The organism is Enterobacter sp. DC1, from assembly GCF_000568075.1.
In the GTDB taxonomy this organism is placed as follows: Bacteria; Pseudomonadota; Gammaproteobacteria; order Enterobacterales; family Enterobacteriaceae; genus Enterobacter; species Enterobacter asburiae.
Genome location: NZ_AZUA01000009.1, coordinates 23,150 through 46,216, shown reverse-complemented (window position 1 = coordinate 46,216; position 23,067 = coordinate 23,150). Strand labels below are relative to the sequence as shown.

The following is a 23,067-nucleotide window of genomic DNA, read 5'->3' as shown; positions in this document are numbered from 1 at the left end:
CCGTTGGGGAGAGGGTCAGGGTGAGGGGAGAATTTACTCCGCCTGCTTTTTCTTGGCCGCGCGCTTCGCTTTGGTGGCGGCAGCGATTTTCTGCGTTTTCGCGGACGGTTTTTTCGCTGAACGGGCTTCTTTCTTCGCCGCCTTCGGCTTCTGTTTCTTCTCGCCGCGGAACGCGCTGTCCGGCTCGAAGTTTACCTTCTTTCCCGCCTGACGACGTTTACCGCCGCCCGGTTTACCGTTACCGGTTTTTTTCGCCCTTTCACGCTCGGTTTTACCGACGTTACGCGGCGCGCGCTCGCTGGAGATCAGGCTGAAGTCGATCTTACGGTCGTCCATATTCACGGCTTCGACCTTCACTTCCACACGGTCACCCAGACGGTAGGTCTGGCCGCCAGATTCGCCAATCAGGCGCTGGCCGACCTGGTCGAAGCGGTAGTAGTCGTTATCCAGGCTGGAGACGTGCACCAGACCATCGATGAACAGCTCGTCCAGACGAACGAAGAAACCAAAGCCGGTCACGCTGGCAATCACGCCTTTAAAGACGTTACCTACCTGATCGAGCATAAAGTCACACTTCAGCCAGTCCGCCACGTCGCGGGTTGCTTCATCGGCACGACGTTCGGCCATGGAGCAGTGCTGACCCAGCTGCAGCATCTCTTCCATCGAATAGTGGTAGCCACCGGTTTCGGTGGTGTTCCCTTTATGGCCCTGCTCCTGCGCCAGCAGATACTTGATCGCACGGTGCAGAGAGAGGTCAGGATAACGACGGATCGGCGAGGTAAAGTGGGCGTAAGACTGCAGCGCCAGGCCGAAGTGCCCGCGGTTTTCCGGATCGTAAATCGCCTGCTTCATAGAGCGCAGCAGCATCGTCTGCAGCATTTCTGCGTCAGGACGGTCGCCGATGGACTCCAGCAGCTCGGCGTAATCGCGCGGCTCTGGCTTGTTGCCTCCGGGCAGTTCAAGACCCAGTTCAGCCAGCACGGAGCGGAACGACGTAATGGCTTCCGTGGTCGGCTTATCGTGAATACGGAACAGCGCAGGCTCTTTGGCTTTCTCAACGAAACGTGCCGCCGAGATGTTCGCCAGAATCATACACTCTTCGATAAGCTTATGCGCATCGTTACGCTGGGTCTGCTCGATACGCTCAATGCGGCGTTCGGCGTTGAAAATGAATTTCGCCTCTTCACTCTCAAACGAGATCCCGCCGCGCTCTTCGCGCGCCTGATCCAGCGTTTTGTAGAGGTTATGCAGCTCTTCGATATGTTTGACCAGCGGCGCGTACTGTTCGCGCAGATCCTGGTCGCCCTGCAGCATATGCCAGACCTTGGTATAGGTCAGACGCGCGTGCGAGCTCATTACCGCTTCGTAGAACTTGTAGCCGGTTAAGCGCCCTTTGGTGGAGATGGTCATCTCGCAAACCATACAGAGGCGGTCAACCTGCGGGTTCAGGGAGCACAGGCCGTTAGACAGCACTTCCGGCAGCATCGGCACGACCTGGGACGGGAAGTAAACCGACGTACCGCGGCTGCGGGCTTCGTTATCCAGCGGGGTGTGCGGACGGACGTAATAGCTTACGTCTGCAATAGCGACCCACAGACGCCAGCCGCCACCGCGTTTTTTCTCGCAGTAGACGGCGTCATCGAAGTCGCGGGCGTCCTCACCGTCAATAGTGACCAGCGGCAGATCGCGCAGATCCACGCGGCCCACTTTGGACTCTTCCGGCACTTCTTCGCGCAGGCTTTCGATCTGCTCTTCAACCGCTTTCGGCCAGATGTACGGAATTTCATGGGTGCGCAATGCCATATCAACGGCCATCGTGGTGCCCATGTTATCGCCAAGCACTTCGACGATTTTACCTACCGCTTTGGTGCGACGGGTTGGGCGCTGGGTGAGTTCCACCACCACCACAAAGCCCATGCGGGCGCCCATCACCTCTTCAGGTGGGATCAGAATGTCGAAGCTAAGACGGCTGTCGTCCGGCACCACGAAGCCCACGCCCGCGTCGGTAAAGTAGCGGCCGACAATCTGGCTGGTTTTTGGCACCAGAACGCGCACGACGCGCGCTTCGCGGCGGCCTTTACGGTCAGCGCCCAGCGGCTGCGCCAGGATCTGGTCGCCGTGGATGCACATTTTCATCTGTTCAGATGAGAGGTACAGATCGTCTTTACGGCCTTCCACGCGCAGGAAGCCGAAGCCATCGCGGTGACCAATGACGGTCCCTTTCAGCAGATCGAGGCGTTCTGGCAGCGCGTAGCACTGGCGGCGGGTAAAGACCAGCTGCCCGTCACGCTCCATTGCGCGCAGGCGGCGGCGAAGGGCTTCAATTTGCTCTTCACCTTCAATGTTTAATTCAACGGCAAGTTCTTCACGATTGGCGGGTTTTTCGCGTTTTGTTAAGTGTTCAATGATGAACTCGCGGCTGGGAATAGGATTCGCGTATTTTTCGGCTTCGCGTTCCTGGAAAGGATCATGTGACATGTCGGTTCCTCCGTTGTCAGCTCCGGTGGAAATTTTCTTCATTCCACCAGCAATAATTTATAAAGCGGTTGATTCTCTTCAACCAAATCGGCCAGCGTGTAGTTATCCAGTTCCATGAGAAAACTTTGCACGGCCTTTGAAAGCGCCTTTTTCAGGCGGCAAGCGGGCGTGATGTGGCAGAACTCGCTGCTGCAGTTCACCAGAGACAGCGGCTCCAGTTCACGTACCACATCGCCCACACGAATACTCTGTGCCGGTTTACCCAGACGGATCCCACCATTCTTCCCGCGGACGGCAGCAACGTATCCGGCACGACTAAGTTGATTGATTATTTTGACCATATGATTACGGGATACGCCGTAGACCTCTGTGACTTCAGAGATGCTGGTCATCTTCCCCTCGGGTAACGACGCCATGTAAATCAGCGCACGTAAGCCGTAATCGGTGAAACTTGTTAACTGCACATCAACCTCAGGAAAAAAGGGAAAACGCGGTCAAACCGCAGAGATATTCATTAATGATGATAAACCAGCCAGATAGTTAGCGGCTAATTTATTTGACAGACGGGGCGAAAAAGCGGAGATCCAGGAGCGGTCGCCGGATGGCGCTACGCTTATCCGGCCTACGGGTCTCCCCGCAGGCCAGCAGTCACGAAGATTATGCGTCGAACGGGTCGCGCAGGATCATCGTTTCAGTACGATCCGGGCCGGTAGAAATAATATCGATCGGCACTTCGGTCAGTTCTTCAATACGCTTGATGTAATCCAGCGCCGCCTGCGGCAGGCCGCTACGCTCTTTCACACCGAAAGTGGTCTCAGACCAGCCCGGCATGGTTTCGTAGATTGGCTCAATGCCTTCCCAGTCGTCAGCAGCCAGCGGAGTGGTGGTCACTTCGCGGCCATCTGGCATACGGTAGCCTACGCAGATTTTCACTTCTTTCAGGCCGTCCAGTACGTCCAGCTTGGTCAGGCAGAAGCCAGACAGGGAGTTGATCTGCACTGCACGACGCACTGCAACCGCATCCAGCCAGCCGGTACGACGACGACGACCGGTGGTCGCGCCAAACTCGTTACCCTGCTTGCACAGGAACTCGCCGGTTTCATCAAACAGCTCGGTCGGGAATGGACCTGCACCCACGCGAGTGGAGTATGCTTTGATGATGCCCAGAACGTAATCCACATAACGTGGACCCAGGCCAGAGCCGGTCGCCACGCCACCTGCAGTGGTGTTAGAGGAGGTAACGTACGGATAGGTACCGTGGTCGATGTCCAGCAGCGTACCCTGCGCACCTTCGAACATGACGAAATCGCCACGCTTGCGCGCCTGGTCCAGCAGATCGGACACATCAACAACCATACCGGTCAGAATGTCAGCGATCGCCATGACGTCATCCAGCACTTTCTGGTAGTCAACAGCGTCAGCTTTGTAGAAGTTCACCAGCTGGAAGTTGTGATATTCCATCACTTCTTTCAGTTTTTCAGCGAAGGTTGCTTTGTCGAAGAGGTCGCCCACGCGCAGACCGCGACGTGCAACTTTATCTTCGTAAGCCGGGCCGATACCACGACCGGTGGTGCCGATCGCTTTCGCGCCGCGCGCTTTCTCACGCGCTACGTCCAGCGCCACGTGATAATCCAGGATCAGCGGGCAGGCTTCAGAGAGCAGCAGACGCTCACGAACAGGGATACCACGGTCTTCCAGACCTTTCATCTCTTTCATCAGCGCAGCAGGAGACAGCACAACGCCGTTACCGATGATGCTGGTGACGTTATCACGAAGAATGCCTGATGGAATAAGATGGAGGACGGTTTTTTCACCGTTGATTACGAGAGTATGGCCTGCGTTGTGACCGCCCTGGTAGCGTACAACATATTTAGCCCGTTCAGTCAGAAGATCAACAATCTTCCCTTTACCTTCGTCACCCCATTGGGTGCCCAGTACGACGACGTTGTTACCCATTTTTTTCAAAATCACCGTTTGCTTAAAAATGGATTCTACCATCGCTTTTTCAGATATACAGCACTTTTTGACCTCAAAATACGCCGATTGCGTCTACTTTTTGATCAGCCAATCGTTTTCCTCAACATGTAGTAGATCACGATGCCCGCAACCACAAGACCGCCGCCAAAACGACGCAAAATATTATCCGGCAGTTGGCTCATCGTGGCGATCATTCGGCGCCAGGCGCGCGGATAAAGCATCGGTCCAAGACCTTCCAGCACCAGGACCAGGGCCAGTGCGAGCCAGATCGTTGAATTCATTTTTATTCCTTATAAAAGAAAACCACCGCTCCGTTGAGAGCGGTGGTTTGAATACTCAAACGAGCCTGAGTTTATCGCGTTGCGTTAGTCGGCGTCTTCATATAACGGAAGAAATCGCTGTCCGGGCTGAGCACCATCACATCCTGGTTGCTCTGGAAGCTATTCTCGTAAGCGCGCAGGCTACGGATAAATGCGTAGAAGTCAGGATCCTGGCTGAAAGCATCAGCAAACAGCTTCGCCGCTTCGGCATCGCCTTCACCGCGCAGGATACGGCCCTGACGCTCAGATTCCGCCAGCGTCTTGGTGACTTCATAGTCCGCTGCTGCACGCAGCTTCTCAGCCTCTTCCTGGCCCTGTGAACGGTGACGACGTGCTACCGCTTCACGCTCGGCGCGCATACGGTTGTAAATCGCCTCGGACACTTCCGCTGGCAGGTTGATCTGCTTGATACGCACGTCAACCACTTCGATACCCAGCGCAGCCATACTGTTCGGGTTGATCACCGGCACTTTACCGTTGGTCTCCGCCTGAACGCGTTCAGCCGCTTTGGCAATCGCATCATCTGCTGCCGGCGTTGAAACTTCATCTTCCGTGCCCGCGGTACCGGAGTTCAGCGCATCGCGAACTTCCAGGGTCAGACGACCGCGGGAGTCGGTTACGATGTCTTTCACATCCAGACGACCAATCTCGGAACGCAGACGGTCAGAGAACTTACGTTTCAGCAGCACTTCTGCCTGAGAAACGTCGCCGCCGCCCGTTGCCAGGAAGTAACGGCTGAAATCGCTGATGCGCCATTTGATATAGGAATCAACGATCAGGTCTTTCTTCTCTTTGGTCACGAAACGGTCGGCCTGGTTATCCATGGTCTGGATACGCGCATCCAGCGTTTTGACGGACTGAATGAACGGCACCTTGAAGTGCAGACCCGGCTCGTAAATCACCGGGCGTTTGTCGCCGTCACGCACGACGCTGCTGAACTGGAACTTAATCCCACGCTCGCCTTCTTTCACCACAAAGATCGAGGTATAAAGCGCGACCAGTACGATGACGATGATCGCAATAACTGACTTACGCATCCTTATTCCCCCTGACGCTGGTAGTCGTTACGCTGCGCGTTAGCACGGCGTTGGTCCATAATGTCACCATCGTTCGAAGAAGGCGTTGTGTTCGTGCTGGCGCTGCCTGTTGAGGCTGGCGGCAGACGCAGCAGGTTGTTCGCGCCGCTGGTGTCGCCTTTCGCTGCTGGTGCAGAACCGCCTTTCAGCATCTGATCCAGCGGCAGAACCATCAGGTTTCCGCCTTTACTGTCGTTAACCAACACTTTGCGGGTGTGGCTCAGCACTTTTTCCATGGTCTCGATATAGAGACGCTCACGGGTAATTTCCGGTGCCGCTTTATATTCCGGCAGGATCTTCGCAAAGCGGGCCACTTCACCCTGAGCTTCCAGGATGGTCTGCGTCTTATACGCGCGCGCTTCTTCCAGAATACGCTGCGCCTGACCGTTAGCGCGTGGCTGAACTTCGTTGGTGTACGCTTCTGCTTCACGGATGTACTGCTGTTCGTTTTCACGGGCAGCAATCGCATCGTCAAATGCGGCTTTCACCTCTTCCGGCGGACGCGCAGCCTGGAAGTTGACGTCCAGCAGGGTGATACCCATGTTGTACGGACGAATGGTCTCTTCCAGCTCGCGCTGGGTATCGCTACGAATAACGGTACGACCTTCGGTCAGGATACGGTCCATGGTGTATTTACCGATCACACCGCGCAGGGCGCTGTCGGTCGCCTGACGCAGGCTGTCATCGGCGCTGGTCACGCTAAACAGATAACGCTCAGGATCGGTCACGCGGTACTGCACGTTCATCTCAACGCGCACCACGTTTTCGTCAGAGGTCAGCATCACGCCAGAGGCGGCCAGTTCACGGACGGATTCCACGTTAACCGCGGTCACGTCGTCAATGAAGGTCGGCTTCCAGTTCAGACCCGGCTCAACCAGATGGCTGAACTTACCGAAACGGGTGACCACGCCGCGTTCTGCTTCTTTAATGGTGTAGAACCCGCTGGCTGCCCAGATGATGACTACCGCAGCGGCCACGATGCCCACTACGCGGCCACCCATTGGCGGGCGCGAGCTCTGAGTGGAATTGCCACCCGAGCCAGAACCTTTTCCTCCGCCAAGGCCACCAAGCTTCTTGCTCAGTTTGCGGAAGATATCATCCAGATCCGGCGGCCCCTGCTCGCGACCACCTTTGTTGCCATTTCCCTCAGAGTTGCCGCCAGGTTTGCTGCTTCCCCACGGGTCGCGGTCTTGTCCGTTATTACCGGGCTGATTCCACGCCATGTATATGCTCCATATTTGTTATGCAAGGGCGAATTATTCAGGCATCCCCTTTCTGATCAGACGATATAGTCGACCAGCGCAGGTTCTTGTTTACAGAGGCGACGCCAGTCAACGATCGGCATACGCACCTGCATCCCCACGCTGCCGTCATCCTCCATCCACTCTTTTTCTATCGCCTGAAGCTGATAAAACCGGCTGCGCAGCCTGCCTTCCTGTGGCGGCAGTCGCAGCGTGTGCTGAGCTACCTCACCGGAAAGACGTTCTGTCAAAGCCTGGAAAAGCAGTGGCACACCAATACCGGTCTGGGCAGAAAGCCAGACCCGAATCGGTTTGTTTTCTTCATCTCTGTCGATACGCGGTTCGAAATCGTCCAGCATATCGATCTTGTTCATGACCAACAGCGTGGGGATCTCGTGGGCGTCGATCTCTTCGAGCACCACGTTCACCGCGTCGATGTTCTCCTGCACGCGCACGTCTGCCGCATCAATCACGTGAAGCAGCAGAGTCGCCTGTCGCGTCTCCTGCAGGGTGGCTTTAAACGCCGCCACCAGGTCATGCGGCAGATGGCGAATAAACCCTACGGTATCCGCCAGCACCGTTTCACCGACGTCTGCAACGTCAATACGGCGCAGCGTAGGGTCCAGGGTCGCAAACAGCTGGTCTGCGGCATAAACCTGGGCCTCGGTTATCTGGTTAAACAGGGTGGATTTACCGGCGTTGGTATAGCCCACCAGCGACACCGTCGGGATATCGGCTTTAGTTCGCGCCCGACGTCCCTGCTCACGCTGTTTCTCTACACGTTCCAGACGTGAAAGGATCTGGGTAATTCGGCCACGCAGCAAACGACGGTCGGTTTCGAGCTGGGTTTCACCCGGGCCGCGCAAACCAATCCCGCCTTTTTGTCTTTCAAGGTGTGTCCAGCCACGCACCAGACGCGTTGCCAGATGGCGCAGCTGCGCCAGCTCAACCTGCAGTTTCCCTTCGTGGGTACGTGCACGCTGAGCAAAAATATCTAAAATCAAACCCGTGCGATCGATAACACGGCATTCGCAAAGGGCTTCCAGGTTGCGCTCCTGGGCTGGAGACAGCGCATGATCAAACAACACGACTGACGCGCCGGTTGCTTTTACGGCATCCGCAATTTCGACTGCTTTACCTTCACCAACAAAATACTTTGGGTGCGGCGCTTTACGGCTACCGGTAATCACCTGCATTGCTTCGACACCGGCGGAAGAGACCAGAGATTCAAACTCCTGGAGGTCTTCCATATCTTTGTCTTGCGAAAAATAGATGTGTACCAGCACCGCCTGCTCACCGGCATCATAACGGTCAAACAAGCGTAAACCTCTCTAAAAAGATCAGCGGGGAACGCAGGATCCCTGGCTCCCCGTGTGGATAACAGTGCGAAACCTTATTCGGTCTCGTCGCTGTCCTGCGCCGGCGTTGAAGAACCCTGCGCGCTGCTGCCATGATGGTAGTTACTACCAGTGCCGCCGCCAGCGTTATTGCTGTGATGAGATACCGGACGGGACGGAACAACAGTAGAAATAGCGTGCTTGTAGACCATCTGACTGACCGTGTTTTTCAACAGAATCACAAACTGATCGAAAGACTCAATCTGACCTTGCAGCTTAATACCATTCACCAAATAAATAGAAACTGGAACACGTTCCCGACGCAATGCGTTCAGGAACGGATCTTGTAAAGATTGCCCCTTAGCCATTCTATCTTTTCCTTATATGCTTGTTTTGTACTTAGAACCTTGCGATTCTGAAAAATTGCGCACGATACGTCTCAATTGTACACATTCAGTGAGCGATATCACCAACAACCTCAATCACTTCGTTTAACGCCTGTTGCGGTTTTTCACTGTCTAACCAGTGAACCCCTTCCCAACCGCGCAACCAGGTGATCTGGCGCTTCGCTAACTGTCTCGTGGCGCAAACACCTCTATAAACCATTTCATCGTATGAAATCTCACCTTCAAGATACGACCACATCTGGCGGTATCCCACACAACGAATGGAAGGCATGTCCGTATGCAAATCTCCACGGGCAAATAGCGCCCGCACTTCTGCTTCAAAATCTGAAGCTAACATCTGATGAAAACGCTGCTCAATTCGCTGATGGAGCAGTTCACGGCTCGCCGGGGCGATGGCGAACTGATGCACCTGATACGGCAGAGCGTCTCCTGACGTTTGCGTCAGTTCCGTTAAAGTTTTACCCGAAATGAAAAAAACTTCCAGTGCCCGGGAAAGCCTTTGCGGATCATTTGGATGGATCCGTGCTGCTGCAACCGGGTCAATCTCCGCCAGTTGCTGATGCAAAACGTCCCAACCCTGCTCTGCCGCCTGCTGCTCAATTTTCGCTCTTACTTCCGGATCCGCGGATGGCAGAGGTGACAACCCCTCCAGCAACGCCTTGAAATAGAGCATGGTTCCGCCAACCAACAGCGGTATACGTCCCGCCGCCGTTATCTCGGCCATTTCGGCTAAGGCATCCCGGCGGAAATCCGCTGCGGAGTACGCCTGAGCCGGGTCGAGAATGTCCAGCAAACGGTGCGGTGCCGCACGCAACTCTTCTGCGTCAGGCTTCGCCGTGCCGATGTCCATCCCTCGGTAGATGAGGGCGGAGTCGACGCTAATCAACTCTACAGGCAAAACTTTACGCAACTCAATGGCTAGCGCCGTTTTGCCGGAGGCCGTTGGGCCCATTAAAAAAATTGCCTTAGGCAGGCTCGCCTTACTTGCGTCAATCATGTTTCAGGGCATTCATCGCCGTTTGTAAATCAACAGGTTGTAATAACCCACCCGGCGGCGTTTTCACCAGATGCGGACAGAGGCGTTCCACCTCCGCCAGCACGCTAATGGCCTGCGCCATGCTCCACGGCGCGTGTTCGCTTGCCAGATGGCGGGCGATCCACTGCGCGGTGTTGGCGGCATCAAACGATGTTTGCTGCGCCAGGTAGCCTATCAGTTCAGGAATCAAGTTTTGTAAATTTTGTTGGCGTAAGGGTAAAGGCACTGCACGAATTGTCACATGTTGTGGTTCGAGCACAGTTTCAATACCCATCTGCGCCAGCTGCGGCTCTGCGCGCTGCAATACCCTTGTTTCTTCAGGGGATATTTTCAGGCGAACCGGAATTAAGAGCGGCTGCGCGCAGGCTGCATTTTCACCTGGCGTGAGCTGCACCTGCTTGAGCCAGCGTTCGGCGACCGGCAGTGCCAGAAGCATCAGTTTGCCGTCACGCTCAAGCAGTGCCATATCCGGCGCGATAATCGTCAGCACCCGGCCAAAACTTTGGCTATGCCCGTCCAGAGAAGGCTGAGAGGCCGGAATGTGCTCTTTACGCTCCACTGCTGGCGTTTCCAGCAGCTTGCGGTACAACGCTCCCTGCTGCTTCTGATAGCCGGGCTGGGCATTCGGGTAGTTCGCGCCCGTTGGACGCGGTGCGCTCCCTGCCGGGGAGAAACGCGGGGCCTCCGGTTCACGCGCGACGGCAGGCTCCGCAAAATGGTTGCGGCCTGCCGCGACACGGTTTTCCGGCAGCGGACGCGGTGCAGGGGCGTCGTTCTCCAGCGGCAGCGTTGGCTCTGCCTGCTGCTGCAACACGGCGGCCACGCCCTGATAAATAAAGTCGTGAACCAGACGCGACTGGTGGAAACGCACCTCATGCTTGGCTGGATGAACGTTTACATCCACCTGATGGGGGTCGATTTCCAGATAAAGGACGAAAGCTGGCTGCTGATCGGCCCCGAGCTTGTCTTCGCAGGCCTGGCGAATCGCGTGATTGATGAGACGGTCGCGCATCATGCGGCCGTTCACGTAGCAATACTGAATTTCAGAGAACGCAGCACTGCTCGCGTTTGGATCGGCAACCCAGCCGCGTAAGGCCAGGTCGCCGTGCTGCCACTCAATGGCCAGAGCCTGTTCCAGAAACGGCGTCCCGCAGATAGCGCCCAGGCGACGCTCTTTCTGTCCGCCTTCCGCCACCGCGCGGTACTGGCGCATCACCTTACCGTTATGGCTGAGGTTGATGGTGACATCGAAGCGGGCCAGCGCGATACGGCGAATGATCTCGTCGATATGGCCGAACTCGGTCTTCTCGGTACGCATAAACTTGCGTCGGGCGGGGGTGTTGTAGAACAGATCCAGGACTTCCAGCGTCGTACCGACAGGGTGCGCCGCGGGTTTAACCGTCACATCCATATCGCGCCCTTCGGCGTAAGCCTGCCAGGCTTCCTGCTGTTCAGCAGTACGGGAGGTCAGCGTTAAGCGCGAAACGGAGCTGATACTGGCCAGCGCTTCGCCGCGAAAACCGAGGCTAATAATCGCTTCCAGATCGTCCAGAGAGGCGATTTTACTGGTGGCGTGACGAGCCAGCGCCAGCGCCAGCTCGTCTTTTTTGATGCCACAGCCGTTGTCACGAATGCGGATAAGCTTCGCGCCACCGCGTTCGATATCAATATCGATGCGGGTTGCGCCCGCATCGAGGCTGTTTTCCACCAGCTCCTTCACCACCGACGCAGGGCGTTCCACCACCTCACCGGCGGCGATTTGGTTCGCGAGCTGCGGCGGTAGAACCTGAATCGGCATGAATTCTCCTTAGTTGGTCGCGGTCATCTCACCCGGCAGCGCTGCGCTGGCCGTCTGGGCAGAGCCGCTCTGTGGCGCAGACTGCAGAGGATGCGCCTCAAAATATTTGCGTAAACCGTTATAAATCGCTTCGGCAATTTGCTGCTGGTAGCTGTCGCTTCCCAACAGACGCTCTTCACCGTTGTTACTGATAAAGCCCGTCTCGACGAGGATGGACGGGATATCCGGCGAGCGCAGAACGCCGAGGCTGGCATGTTCCGGACGACGTTTATGCAGCACGCCAACGCTTTGCAGCTGGTTCAATACGTTAGTGGCGACATCATACCCGACGCGCTGAGAATGACCGAACTGTAAATCCAGCACCGCCTGGCTGAGGTACGGATCGGACTGGCTGTTCGCCAGCACGTCGCCCGCGCCGCCTAACAGTTCAGACTGCTTCTCGTGCTCTTCCAGCCAGTTGGCCATTTCGCTGTTAGCGCGACGGTTCGACAGTACCCAAACCGAGGCGCCGGTGGCGCTACGATTCGGTGCGGCGTCCGCATGAATGGAGACCAGGAAGTTTGCGTTTTGCTTACGCGCCACGTCCGAGCGTCCCATTACGGAGATAAAGTAGTCCCCGTCGCGGGTCAACACGCCTTTAAACATAGGGTCGTCATTGAGTAGCGAACGCAATTTACGCGCGATAGCGATAGTCACGTTTTTTTCTCGCGTGCCGCCCGGGCCAATCGCCCCCGGATCTTCCCCGCCGTGGCCCGCATCAATGGCGATAATCACTTTGTCACCGCTGACCGTCGCGCGTCGTGCGCTGGCCGCCGGGCGCGTCACCGTATCGCTGCTGGTTGCCGCAGTAATGCGATCGTTCTGCGATTTAAACGGATTACGCGCAGGTTCAGAAGGACGCGGCGTATACACCGGTTCTTCCACGCGCTTCGCTACGACCGGCGGCGGTGGAGGCGGTGGCGGTGCGTCGGCATTGATGGTAAAGACCACCGTATAGTTCGCCCCGTTTTGCTGCTTCACCGCCTTCGTTTTGCCCTTTTCGGTCAGATCGACCACCAGGCGTAACGACTGGCTATCCTGCGGCGTTCCCGAACGGATACTTTTCACCAGGTTGTTACCGCTGAACCGCAGCGGTAGCCCCTGGATCACGCCAGTCTGCTTGATATCCAGCGCCACGCTGTGGCTGTCTGGCTGTGAGAACGCATATTCAGGATCGCCCATAAAGCTGAACGAGATCCGGGCCTGGCTTTCGCCGTTTGATACCTGAATATCTGAGAGGTTTGCCGCCCCGGCCTGCGCGCACAGCAGCACGGTGGCAGCCAACAACCAACCTTTAACGCGATTTATCATCCCGTCATCCCTACGCTTAACCGGCCAGTCGCGCCAGTAAGGAACTGCCTGATGAGGAAACAGCACTGATGCGTGCCTCACGCCCTTGTGCCTGGTAATCTAAGTGAATTTCGACATCCGGGTCAGGCAGCACACCCGCACCTTGTTGCGGCCACTCCACCAGGCAAATGGCGTCGTTGGCAAAATAATCACGGATCCCCATAAATTCCAGCTCCTCGGGGTCCGCAAGGCGGTATAAATCAAAGTGATACACCATGAGATTTTCAAGGGTGTACGGTTCGACCAGCGTGTAGGTTGGGCTTTTCACATTCCCGTTATGCCCTAACGCCTGCAAAAAACCCCGGCTGAAGGTGGTTTTACCCGCACCTAAATCACCATACAGATAAATGACGGTTGCCCCCTGACAGGCCTGCGCCACGCGCTTGCCGAGTTCTAAAGTGGCTTGTTCATCAGGTAAAGGAATCGCTCGATTAGTCATTTTCTACGTCAATCACATCCGGGTTAACAACACGCCGCAGCGTGCAAAAAAGATCGGTGGCCAGCATGCCGCGTGTACCGTAACGCGCGGCCAGTTTATCCGCCGCGACACCGTGGGCCACGCAGCCCGCGCAGGCTGCATCATAAAGGGGAAGTTTCTGTCCAAGCAATGCGCCAATGATGCCGGAAAGCACATCGCCCATGCCGCCGCTTGCCATGCCCGCATTTCCGGCATCAATAATGCCCTGCGTCTCGTCACTGGCGACAACGGTTCCTGCCCCTTTCAAAACAGCAACACCTCCGTAACGTTTTACCAGACGCTGAGCAGAAAGTAAGCGATCGCTTTCAATTTCTGCCACGCTGCAGTTAAGCAGGCGCGCGGCTTCGCCGGGGTGTGGCGTCAGGATGCGATTGTGACGCTTATCCGGGTTTATTGCCAGAAGGTTAAGCGCGTCGGCATCCCACAGCATCGGTTTACGAAAATTCTCGACCTTTTGCAGGGCCTGTTTACCCCATGCCTGCTGCCCAAGACCCGGGCCAATCACTACAACGTCCGCCCATTCCAGACTTTCTTCAAGCGCCTGGGGCGTAAGTTCATGGACCATCAGCTCCGGTCGAGCCGTAACGATCGGCGCAATATTCTCGATGCGAGTGAGTACTCGCACTAATCCGGCACCGCAGCGCAGAGCAGCCTCGCCGGTCATGCGAATCGCACCTGCCGTACCATGGTCGCCGCCAATAATCACCAGCCTGCCGTGATCGCCCTTATGGGACGTCGGCCGGCGCGGCGGGAGCCACGCAGCAAGCTGCGAAGCATCAAAACGCGCGAGGTGCGTTTCCTGCCCGGACAGCCAGCTCTCCAGCCCCAGCGCATGGTGGTGCAGCACGCCAACGACGTCTCGTGCTTTACCGGTCAGCAGCCCCGGCTTGAGGGCAATGAAGGTCACCGTATGTGCAGCCTGAATGACCGCTCCCGGCGTCGCGCCGGTTTGTGCAATCAGGCCAGAGGGAATATCCAGGGCGACTACCGGCGCGGAATGTCTGTTAGCGTGTTCAATAAGCGCGGCAATGTTCTCACGAGGCGCACTGCGTAGACCGGTACCCAGCAAACCATCCACAATCAGATCCACCTCTTCCGGCCAGACGATATCAGGCGCATGAATCACACCGCCTGCGTTAAGCCACGCCTCCCGGGCAGCGCTGGCCTCTTCCGGCAGCGGTTTATCGCTCTCCAGCGCCAGCAACGTCACGCGGAGACCTGCCGCAACCGCCAAACGGGCGACAACGTAGCCGTCGCCGCCGTTATTGCCGTGACCGCACAGAATCAGCCAGTGGGCGGCATGCGGGTAGGCGCTGCGGGCAACGTTAAACGCCGCTTCACCCGCGCGCAGCATCAGTTCATAAAGGGTGATCCCGAGGCTGTCTGCGGCCTCTTTTTCGGCGCGCCGGAGGTCATCCGCATGCCAGATGGAATGTGGTATACTTGCGGGGTTTTTCTTCACCGTATGGTCCGTCATGTCACAGCCCCTCGATCTCAATGAATTAGCGCAAAAAATAAAACAGTGGGGTGCTGAGCTTGGCTTCCAGAAGGTGGGTATTACCGATACCGACCTTTCCGCCAGCGAGCCGAAACTGCAGGCCTGGCTGGACAAACAATACCACGGCGAAATGGAATGGATGGCGCGTCATGGCATGATGCGCGCGCGTCCTCACGAGCTTTTGCCGGGCACATTACGCGTCATCAGCGTGCGCATGAACTACCTGCCTGCCAACGCGGCCTTTGCGCGCACGCTAAAAAATCCCTCTTTGGGTTACGTCAGCCGGTACGCCCTGGGACGTGATTACCATAAGCTCTTGCGTAACCGTTTAAAAAAACTCGGGGAAACTATTCAGCAGCACTGTGTTTCGCTGAATTTTAGACCCTTTGTCGATTCTGCGCCTATTCTTGAGCGCCCGATCGCCGAAAAAGCCGGGCTTGGCTGGACAGGTAAGCACTCACTTATCCTCAGCCGCGACGCCGGATCGTTCTTCTTCCTGGGTGAATTGCTGATTGATTTACCGCTGCCGGTAGACGGCCCGGTAGAGGAAGGCTGCGGCCGCTGCGTGGCCTGCATGACCATCTGCCCGACGGGTGCCATCGTTGAGCCTTACACCGTTGATGCGCGCCGCTGTATCTCCTACCTCACTATCGAACTGGAAGGGGCCATTCCCGAAGAGTTTCGACCGCTTATCGGCAACCGCATCTACGGCTGCGACGACTGCCAGCTGATCTGCCCGTGGAACCGCTATTCGCAGCTCACGGACGAAGAGGATTTCAGCCCGCGTAAGGCCCTGCATGCGCCTCAGCTCGTTGAGCTGTTCGCATGGACCGAAGCTTGGTTCCTGAAAGTGACGGAAGGTTCGGCCATTCGCCGTATCGGTCATCTGCGCTGGCTGCGTAATGTTGCCGTCGCGCTGGGTAATGCCCCGTGGGATGAAGCCAATATTCGGGCGCTTGAAAGCCGTAGAGGTGAGCACCCACTTCTTGATGAGCACATAGAATGGGCGATTGCGCAGCAAATAGAGAAGCGTAATGCCTGTGCGATCGAGGTACAGCTACCGAAGAAACAGCGTCTGGTGCGGGTGATTGAAAAAGGGCTTCCGCGGGATGCCTGAACTATTCACAGCCTGTGAATAAAATTACAAACTCAAGCGCCATCTGGGCTGGAGAAGAGGTCAAGTGATCTCAATAACATTTTGAAATGAAAATTTATCTACTAAATACAGCGCGTTACAAAGATATTATTCACCCTGCTAAGCTTTACCCCTGTTACGGTTAAGCGTAGTTTCTGTGGATAACTCTGTTTACAAGAGTATTTAAGAGACAATAGAAAACGTCCCCAACGACTCTTTTCGCTGTGGATATTTTAGAGATTAAGAAGAATTTGGAGCGGGAAACGAGACTCGAACTCGCGACCCCGACCTTGGCAAGGTCGTGCTCTACCAACTGAGCTATTCCCGCTTGGGTGGTCCGTGCTTTAGAAGCACTTTCAAATTTTGGAGCGGGAAACGAGACTCGAACTCGCGACCCCGACCTTGGCAAGGTCGTGCTCTACCAACTGAGCTATTCCCGCTTGGGTGGTCCGTGCTTTGGAAGCACTTTTCAAATTTTGGAGCGGGAAACGAGACTCGAACTCGCGACCCCGACCTTGGCAAGGTCGTGCTCTACCAACTGAGCTATTCCCGCAAATCTGCACTGCTTTTGTTGCTGTCGTAACGTGTAATTCTCTGTCGTTACGGGAGGCGCATTATACGAGAAATCCTTTTAGCTGCAACCCCCCTTAAAGCGATTTTTTCGAAATTAAGTTCAAATGCTTAATTAATCGGCAAGCTGAACAATTTAACGACAAAAACCCGGCCACGCAAGGCGCCGGATCGCAAAATCACAGCTTAATAAAGTTTTCGCGGTAGTAGGAAAGCTCCGCCACGGACTCACGGATATCGTCCATCGCCTGGTGGGTCCCCTGCTTTTTAAAGCCGTCGAGGATTTCAGGCTTCCAGCGACGCGCCAGCTCTTTCAGGGTGCTGACATCCAGATAGCGGTAGTGGAAGTATGACTCCAGCTCCGGCATGTACTTAAACAGGAAACGGCGATCCTGGCCGATGCTATTCCCACAGATAGGCGATTTGCCTGCCGGAACCCACTGTTTCAGGAACTCAAGCGTCGCCAGCTCCGCCTCACGGTCGCCGAACGTGCTCGCCTTCACGCGCTCCACCAGGCCACTGCCGGTGTGGGTGCGCACGTTCCATTCATCCATCAAAGCCAGCTGGTCGTCGGACTGATGCACCGCAATCGTTGGCCCTTCAGCCAGGATATTCAGGTTAGCGTCCGTCACCAGCGTTGCAATTTCAATGATGCGATCGCGCTCGGGATCCAGCCCGGTCATTTCGAGATCGATCCAAATCAGGTTGTTTTCATCCGCGCTCATGTTATTTTCCACCCTTCTCGCATAACCGGCAGTAGCAGGTTAACTAGTATTAATTAGAGTGTATCATAGAGGTTTTGCCCCTTACGGGCGACCAGGAGCCAGCGCGATTGAGTAAAAATAAACTCTCCAAAGGGCAGCAGCGCCGCGTAAACGCCAACCACCAGCGCCGTCTTAAAACCACTTCGGAGAAGCCGGATTATGACGACAACCTGTTTGGTGAAGCGACAGAAGGCGTAGTCATCAGCCGTTTCGGTATGCATGCCGATGTCGAATCCGCCGACGGGGATATTCACCGTTGCAATATCCGTCGCACCATCCGTTCACTGGTTACCGGCGATCGCGTGGTCTGGCGTCCGGGTAAAGAGGCCGCTGAAGGTGTCACGGTTAAGGGCATCGTTGAAGCCGTGCATGAACGCACGTCGGTGCTCACCCGACCAGACTTCTACGATGGCGTAAAACCGATTGCCGCCAACATTAACCAGATCGTCATTGTTTCGGCGATTTTACCTGAGCTTTCGCTCAACATTATCGACCGATACCTTGTCGCCTGCGAAACGCTGCAGGTTGAACCGATTATCGTGTTGAACAAAATCGATCTGCTGGATGACGACGGCATGGCCTTCGTGAATGAGCAGATGGATATCTACCGCAAAATTGGTTACCGCGTGCTGATGGTCTCCAGCCACACCAAAGATGGCCTTAAACCGCTAGAAGAGGCGCTGACCGACCGTATCAGCATCTTTGCGGGCCAGTCCGGCGTAGGTAAATCGAGCCTGCTGAACAACCTGCTTGGCCTCCAGCAAGAGATCCTGACCAACGATGTGTCCAACGTCTCTGGCCTGGGCCAGCACACCACCACCGCCTCGCGTCTGTATCATTTCCCGCACGGCGGCGACGTGATCGACTCCCCGGGCGTGCGTGAGTTCGGTTTGTGGCACCTTGAGCCGGAACAAATCTTTAACGGATTTGTCGAATTCCATGATTATTTAGGCGCTTGTAAATACCGCGACTGTAAACACGATAACGACCCTGGCTGCGCTATCCGTGAAGCGGTTGAGAAAGGCGAGATCGCGGAAACCCGCTTCGAGAATTACCACCGTATTCTTGAGAGCATGGAAGACGTAAAAACGCGTAAAAACTTTTCTGATTCTGATAACTGACAACTAAGCTAAGCATCGCTAAAATCGTCCCCTTTTTTCAGGTTCCGGCGGCTTAACGCCGGATCAGGAACGACAAAACAATGGCCTGGAGGCTACCTTGTTAAACGCATTTAAACTTTCGCTTCAATACATTCTGCCAAAACTGTGGCTCACTCGCCTGGCGGGCTGGGGCGCAAGCAAACGCGCGGGCTGGCTGACCAAACTGGTCATCGACCTTTTCGTAAAATATTACAAGGTCGACATGAAAGAAGCGCAGAAGCCGGACACCGCCAGCTACCGCACCTTCAACGAGTTCTTCGTGCGCCCGCTGCGTGACGAAGTGCGCCCGCTGAACACCGATCCTAACGTCCTGGTGATGCCGGCAGACGGCGTGATCAGCCAGTTGGGTAACATCGAAGACGACAAAATCCTGCAGGCGAAGGGCCATAACTACAGTCTGGAAGCGCTGCTGGCGGGTAACTACCTGATGGCGGATCTGTTCCGTAACGGTACGTTTGCCACCACCTATCTTTCACCGCGCGACTATCACCGCGTGCATATGCCGTGTAACGGTATCCTGCGTGAAATGATTTACGTCCCGGGCGACCTGTTCTCCGTAAACCACCTGACCGCGCAGAACGTGCCGAACCTGTTTGCCCGCAACGAGCGCGTCATCTGTTTGTTTGATACTGAATTTGGCCCTATGGCGCAGATTCTGGTCGGTGCGACCATCGTAGGCAGCATTGAAACCGTCTGGGCCGGCACCATCACCCCACCGCGCGAAGGCGTAATCAAACGCTGGACCTGGCCTGCCGGTGAAGCGGAAGGCTCTGTGGCCCTGCTGAAAGGTCAGGAGATGGGTCGCTTCAAGCTCGGCTCCACCGTAATCAACCTGTTTGCGCCGGGCAAAGTGAAGCTGGCTGAACAGCTCGAAAGCCTGTCGGTCACCAAACTGGGCCAGCCGCTGGCGGTCTCTACCGAAACCTTCGTGACGCCGGATGCAGAACCTGCCCCGCTGTCACAGGAAGAGATTAACGCCGAGCACGAAGCCAGCCCGCTGGTTGACGACAAAAAAGACGAAGGCTAACAACAGAAGGATCGCTGACGTGCGCCCGATTATCGTTCTACTGATGGCCTGGTGCCTCAGCATGGGGGCGTACGCAGCGACAGCCCCCGACGCCAAACAGATAACCCAGGAACTGGAGCAGGCAAAAGCGGCCAAACCCGCTCAGCCAGAGACCGTCGAGTCGCTCCAGGCTGCACTGAACGCGCTTGAGGAGCGGAAAGGCTCTCTTGAGCGCGCTCAGCAGTATCAGCAGGTTATCGACAACTTCCCCAAACTCTCGCAGACGCTGCGCGCGCAGCTCAATAATCTGCGTGACGAACCGCGCGACGTGCCCGCAGGCATGACCTCGGACGCTCTGAACCAGGAGATCCTGCAGGTCAGCAGCCAGCTTCTGGAAAAGAGCCGCCTTGCCCAGCAGGAGCAGGAGCGAGCGCGTGAAATTGCCGACTCCCTCAGCCAGCTTCCGCAACAGCAAACCGATGCCCGCCGCCAGCTTAATGAAGTTGAGCGTCGCGTGGGTACGCAAAGCGGCAATACGCCACAGGCTCAGGCCCAAAATCTGGGCCTGCAGGCAGAATCTGCTCGCCTGAAGGCACTTGTCGATGAGCTGGAGCTGGCGCAGCTTTCCGCCAATAACCGCCAGGAGCTGTCGCGGATGCGCTCTGAACTCGCTCAGAAGCAGAGCGAGCAGCTGGATGCGTATCTCCAGGCCCTGCGCAATCAGCTTAACAGCCAGCGTCAGCGCGAAGCCGAGCGTGCCCTTGAAAGCACCGAACTGCTGGCGGAAAACAGCGAAAACCTGCCTGCCGGTATCAACGAACAATTCAGGGTCAACCGCGAGCTTTCTGCCGCGCTGAACCAGCAGGCGCAGCGTATGGATCTGGTTGCCTCCCAGCAGCGTCAGGCGACCAATCAAACCCTGCAGGTGCGTCAGGCGCTCAACACCCTGCGCGAGCAGTCACAGTGGCTCGGGTCATCAAACCTGCTGGGCGAAGCGTTACGCGCCCAGGTCGCGCGCCTGCCGGAAATGCCGAAGCCGCAGCAGCTGGATACCGAGATGGCCCAGCTGCGCGTTCAGCGACTGCACTTTGAAGATCTTCTCAATAAGCAGCCGCAAATCCGCCAGATCCGTCAGGCTGACGGACAGCCGCTGACCAGCGAGCAAAACCGTATTCTGGAAGCCCAGCTGCGTACCCAGCGCGAACTGCTGAACTCTCTGCTCCAGGGCGGGGATACGTTGATTCTGGAGCTGACCAAGCTAAAAGTATCCAACAGCCAGCTGGAAGATGCGCTGAAAGAGGTGAACGAGGCTACGCACCGTTATCTCTTCTGGACGTCCGACGTGCGTCCGATGACCTTCTCGTGGCCGATTGAGATTGTCCAGGACCTGCGCCGCCTCATTTCACTGGATACCTTCAGCCAGCTGGGACAGGCCAGCGTGATGATGTTCACCAGCAAAGAGACCATTTTCCCGCTGCTGGGGGCGTTGATTCTGGTGGGCTTCAGCATTTACTCGCGCAGACATTTCACCCGTTTCCTGGAGCGTTCCAGCTCCAGGGTCGGGAAAGTCACCCAGGATCACTTCTGGCTGACGTTGCGCACCGTATTCTGGTCGATTCTTGTCGCCTCTCCGCTGCCGGTGCTGTGGATGACGCTGGGATATGGCCTGCGGGAAGCCTGGCCCTATCCGCTCGCGGTAGCGATTGGCGATGGCGTCACCGCCACGGTGCCGCTGCTGTGGGTGGTCATGATTTGCGCCACCTTCGCGCGCCCCAATGGCCTGTTCATTGCCCATTTTGGCTGGCCGCGTAATCGCGTTGCGCGCGCCATGCGTTATTACCTGATGAGCATCGGGTTGATTGTACCGCTGATTATGGCGCTGATCATGTTCGATAACCTCAATGACCGGGAATTTTCAGGCTCGCTGGGACGCCTCTGCTTTATGCTGATATGCGGGGCGCTGGCCATCGTCACGCTCAGCCTGAAACGCGCGGGTATTCCGCTCTATCTGGATAAATCCGGCAGCGGCGATAACATGTTCAACCGGCTGCTCTGGAACCTGCTGCTTAGCGCGCCGCTGTTTGCGATGCTGGCAGCCGCGGTGGGCTATCTGGCAACCGCGCAGGCGCTGCTGGCGCGGCTGGAAACCTCGGTGGCCATCTGGTTCCTGCTTCTGGTGGTATACCACGTGATCCGCCGCTGGATGCTGATTCAGCGCCGCCGTCTGGCCTTTGACCGGGCCAAGCATCGCCGGGCGGAGATCCTCGCCCAACGCGCGCGGGGTGAGGAAGAGCCAAACCACGTCAACAGTACGGAAGGCACAACGGAAGCGGACGAGGTCGAACTGGATCTGGATGCCATCAGCACCCAGTCCCTGCGCCTGGTTCGCTCCATCCTGATGCTGATTGCCCTCCTGTCGGTGATCTTCCTGTGGTCAGAGATCCACTCCGCGTTTGGCTTCCTGGAGAACATCTCTCTCTGGGACGTGACGTCCACGGTGCAGGGTGTTGAAAGCCTGGAGCCGATTACCCTGGGGGCGGTGCTGATTGCCATTCTGGTGCTGATCATCACCACGCAGCTGGTGCGCAACTTCCCGGCGCTGCTGGAGCTGGCGCTGCTGCAGCATCTGGATTTAACGCCGGGGACGGGCTATGCGATTACGACCATTACCAAATATCTGATCATGCTGTTTGGCGGGCTGGTTGGCTTCTCGATGATCGGTATTGAGTGGTCGAAGCTGCAGTGGCTGGTGGCGGCCCTTGGTGTAGGGTTAGGTTTTGGTTTACAGGAGATCTTCGCCAACTTCATCTCTGGTCTGATCATTTTGTTCGAAAAACCGATCCGTATTGGCGATACCGTAACGATCCGCGATCTGACCGGCAGCATCACGAAGATCAACACCCGCGCGACGACGATCAGCGACTGGGATCGGAAAGAGATCATCGTGCCAAACAAGGCGTTTATCACCGAGCAGTTCATCAACTGGTCGCTGTCAGACTCCGTTACCCGCGTGGTGCTGACGGTACCGGCGCCGTCGGACGCCAACAGCGAAGAGGTCACCCAGATCCTCTACACTGCCGCTGAGCGCTGCTCGCTGGTAATCGACAACCCGTCGCCGGAAGTATTCCTTGTGGATTTACAGCAGGGGATCCAGATTTTCGAGCTGCGTATCTACGCCGCCGAAATGGGACACCGTATGCCGCTGCGCCATGAGATCCACCAGCTGATTCTGGCGGGCTTCCGCGAGCACGGTATTGATATGCCGTTCCCACCGTTCCAGATGCGTCTCGAAAGCCTGGACGGGCGTAAAACGGGAAGAACGCTGACGTCAGCGGCGCGTACGCGCCCGGCGGGAAGTTTGTAAGATAAGCGGTGCAACCCTCTCCCGCGGGAGAGG

18 protein-coding genes and 3 tRNA genes are annotated in these 23,067 nt (G+C 56.5%); 4 read left to right on the top strand and 17 right to left on the bottom strand.

Going from position 1 to position 23,067, the window contains the following annotated elements:
* Positions 1 to 33: 33 nt before the first annotated feature.
* From rnr to nnr, 13 genes are all read right to left on the bottom strand, one after another.
* Positions 34 to 2,478, bottom strand: a complete 2,445-nt coding sequence (gene rnr / locus P346_RS02420; protein ID WP_032662419.1) for a ribonuclease R — start codon at positions 2,476 to 2,478, stop codon at positions 34 to 36.
* Between the two features lie 38 nt (positions 2,479 to 2,516).
* Complete coding sequence (nsrR, locus tag P346_RS02425) at positions 2,517 to 2,942, bottom strand: nitric oxide-sensing transcriptional repressor NsrR (RefSeq protein ID WP_023334253.1); 426 nt, start codon at positions 2,940 to 2,942, stop codon at positions 2,517 to 2,519.
* Positions 2,943 to 3,135: 193 nt separating this feature from the next.
* Positions 3,136 to 4,434: an adenylosuccinate synthase gene (locus tag P346_RS02430; RefSeq protein WP_024907332.1), complete on the bottom strand. Its 1,299-nt coding sequence runs from the start codon at positions 4,432 to 4,434 to the stop codon at positions 3,136 to 3,138.
* A 104-nt stretch (positions 4,435 to 4,538) separates the two neighbouring features.
* Positions 4,539 to 4,736 carry a DUF2065 domain-containing protein gene (locus P346_RS02435; protein ID WP_003855996.1) on the bottom strand — a complete coding sequence of 66 codons (198 nt, stop codon included), beginning with the start codon at positions 4,734 to 4,736 and terminating at the stop codon, positions 4,539 to 4,541.
* Positions 4,737 to 4,807: 71 nt separating this feature from the next.
* The gene (gene hflC / locus P346_RS02440) at positions 4,808 to 5,812 is read right to left on the bottom strand and encodes a protease modulator HflC (RefSeq protein WP_029740370.1); all 1,005 of its coding nucleotides are present in this window, start codon (positions 5,810 to 5,812) and stop codon (positions 4,808 to 4,810) included.
* 2 nt (positions 5,813 to 5,814) lie between these two features.
* Positions 5,815 to 7,074 (bottom strand): FtsH protease activity modulator HflK, encoded by a 1,260-nt coding sequence (gene hflK / locus P346_RS02445; protein ID WP_023310137.1) that lies wholly within the window; start codon positions 7,072 to 7,074, stop codon positions 5,815 to 5,817.
* A 56-nt stretch (positions 7,075 to 7,130) separates the two neighbouring features.
* On the bottom strand, positions 7,131 to 8,411 hold the full coding sequence (gene hflX, locus P346_RS02450) for a ribosome rescue GTPase HflX (protein WP_023310136.1): 1,281 nt from the start codon (positions 8,409 to 8,411) through the stop codon (positions 7,131 to 7,133).
* Between the two features lie 74 nt (positions 8,412 to 8,485).
* On the bottom strand, positions 8,486 to 8,797 hold the full coding sequence (hfq, locus tag P346_RS02455) for an RNA chaperone Hfq (protein ID WP_023334248.1): 312 nt from the start codon (positions 8,795 to 8,797) through the stop codon (positions 8,486 to 8,488).
* A gap of 85 nt (positions 8,798 to 8,882) precedes the next feature.
* Entirely contained in the window at positions 8,883 to 9,833 is a 951-nt protein-coding gene (miaA, locus tag P346_RS02460; protein WP_032662417.1) for a tRNA (adenosine(37)-N6)-dimethylallyltransferase MiaA, read from the bottom strand.
* Positions 9,826 to 11,670, bottom strand: coding sequence for a DNA mismatch repair endonuclease MutL (gene mutL / locus P346_RS02465; protein WP_032662415.1), 1,845 nt, complete (start codon positions 11,668 to 11,670; stop codon positions 9,826 to 9,828). Before mutL ends, miaA begins: the two co-directional genes overlap by 8 nt.
* A 9-nt stretch (positions 11,671 to 11,679) precedes the next feature.
* On the bottom strand, positions 11,680 to 13,020 hold the full coding sequence (amiB, locus tag P346_RS02470; protein ID WP_032662414.1) for an N-acetylmuramoyl-L-alanine amidase AmiB: 1,341 nt from the start codon (positions 13,018 to 13,020) through the stop codon (positions 11,680 to 11,682).
* A gap of 16 nt (positions 13,021 to 13,036) precedes the next feature.
* On the bottom strand, positions 13,037 to 13,498 hold the full coding sequence (gene tsaE, locus P346_RS02475) for a tRNA (adenosine(37)-N6)-threonylcarbamoyltransferase complex ATPase subunit type 1 TsaE (RefSeq protein WP_013095283.1): 462 nt from the start codon (positions 13,496 to 13,498) through the stop codon (positions 13,037 to 13,039).
* Positions 13,491 to 15,014: a bifunctional ADP-dependent NAD(P)H-hydrate dehydratase/NAD(P)H-hydrate epimerase gene (gene nnr / locus P346_RS02480; RefSeq protein ID WP_032662412.1), complete on the bottom strand. Its 1,524-nt coding sequence runs from the start codon at positions 15,012 to 15,014 to the stop codon at positions 13,491 to 13,493. Before nnr ends, tsaE begins: the two co-directional genes overlap by 8 nt.
* Between nnr and queG the strand changes: the two genes are divergently transcribed.
* Positions 15,013 to 16,152, top strand: coding sequence for a tRNA epoxyqueuosine(34) reductase QueG (gene queG, locus P346_RS02485; protein ID WP_032662410.1), 1,140 nt, complete (start codon positions 15,013 to 15,015; stop codon positions 16,150 to 16,152). The two genes, nnr and queG, sit on opposite strands and share 2 nt — an antisense overlap.
* Before the next feature lie 270 nt (positions 16,153 to 16,422).
* Here queG and P346_RS02490 read toward each other — a convergent pair.
* From P346_RS02490 to orn, 4 genes are all read right to left on the bottom strand, one after another.
* Positions 16,423 to 16,498: transfer RNA gene (locus tag P346_RS02490), tRNA-Gly, on the bottom strand.
* Positions 16,499 to 16,534: 36 nt separating this feature from the next.
* Positions 16,535 to 16,610: transfer RNA gene (locus P346_RS02495), tRNA-Gly, on the bottom strand.
* A 37-nt stretch (positions 16,611 to 16,647) separates the two neighbouring features.
* Positions 16,648 to 16,723 (bottom strand) — tRNA-Gly (locus P346_RS02500).
* A gap of 196 nt (positions 16,724 to 16,919) precedes the next feature.
* Complete coding sequence (gene orn, locus P346_RS02505; protein WP_023310130.1) at positions 16,920 to 17,465, bottom strand: oligoribonuclease; 546 nt, start codon at positions 17,463 to 17,465, stop codon at positions 16,920 to 16,922.
* Positions 17,466 to 17,572: 107 nt separating this feature from the next.
* On the opposite strand from orn, the gene rsgA reads away from it, so the two are divergent.
* From rsgA to mscM, 3 genes are all read left to right on the top strand, one after another.
* Positions 17,573 to 18,625 carry a small ribosomal subunit biogenesis GTPase RsgA gene (gene rsgA, locus P346_RS02510; RefSeq protein ID WP_023334242.1) on the top strand — a complete coding sequence of 351 codons (1,053 nt, stop codon included), beginning with the start codon at positions 17,573 to 17,575 and terminating at the stop codon, positions 18,623 to 18,625.
* Positions 18,626 to 18,722: 97 nt separating this feature from the next.
* Positions 18,723 to 19,691 carry an archaetidylserine decarboxylase gene (asd, locus tag P346_RS02515; RefSeq protein WP_032662408.1) on the top strand — a complete coding sequence of 323 codons (969 nt, stop codon included), beginning with the start codon at positions 18,723 to 18,725 and terminating at the stop codon, positions 19,689 to 19,691.
* A 19-nt stretch (positions 19,692 to 19,710) separates the two neighbouring features.
* Complete coding sequence (gene mscM / locus P346_RS02520) at positions 19,711 to 23,034, top strand: miniconductance mechanosensitive channel MscM (RefSeq protein ID WP_032662407.1); 3,324 nt, start codon at positions 19,711 to 19,713, stop codon at positions 23,032 to 23,034.
* Positions 23,035 to 23,067: the final 33 nt, after the last annotated feature.

Bases quoted from the DNA above. Each gene is read 5' to 3' on its own strand.
- nnr (WP_032662412.1), bottom strand. From the start codon at position 15,014: ATGACGGACCATACGGTGAAGAAAAACCCCGCAAGTATACCACATTCC.
- rnr (WP_032662419.1), bottom strand. From the start codon at position 2,478: ATGTCACATGATCCTTTCCAGGAACGCGAAGCCGAAAAATACGCGAAT.
- hflK (WP_023310137.1), bottom strand. From the start codon at position 7,074: ATGGCGTGGAATCAGCCCGGTAATAACGGACAAGACCGCGACCCGTGG.
- miaA (WP_032662417.1), bottom strand. From the start codon at position 9,833: ATGATTGACGCAAGTAAGGCGAGCCTGCCTAAGGCAATTTTTTTAATG.
- hfq (WP_023334248.1), bottom strand. From the start codon at position 8,797: ATGGCTAAGGGGCAATCTTTACAAGATCCGTTCCTGAACGCATTGCGT.
- tsaE (WP_013095283.1), bottom strand. From the start codon at position 13,498: ATGACTAATCGAGCGATTCCTTTACCTGATGAACAAGCCACTTTAGAA.
- P346_RS02430 (WP_024907332.1), bottom strand. From the start codon at position 4,434: ATGGGTAACAACGTCGTCGTACTGGGCACCCAATGGGGTGACGAAGGT.
- queG (WP_032662410.1), top strand. From the start codon at position 15,013: ATGTCACAGCCCCTCGATCTCAATGAATTAGCGCAAAAAATAAAACAG.
- hflC (WP_029740370.1), bottom strand. From the start codon at position 5,812: ATGCGTAAGTCAGTTATTGCGATCATCGTCATCGTACTGGTCGCGCTT.
- P346_RS02435 (WP_003855996.1), bottom strand. From the start codon at position 4,736: ATGAATTCAACGATCTGGCTCGCACTGGCCCTGGTCCTGGTGCTGGAA.
- orn (WP_023310130.1), bottom strand. From the start codon at position 17,465: ATGAGCGCGGATGAAAACAACCTGATTTGGATCGATCTCGAAATGACC.
- amiB (WP_032662414.1), bottom strand. From the start codon at position 13,020: ATGATAAATCGCGTTAAAGGTTGGTTGTTGGCTGCCACCGTGCTGCTG.
- mutL (WP_032662415.1), bottom strand. From the start codon at position 11,670: ATGCCGATTCAGGTTCTACCGCCGCAGCTCGCGAACCAAATCGCCGCC.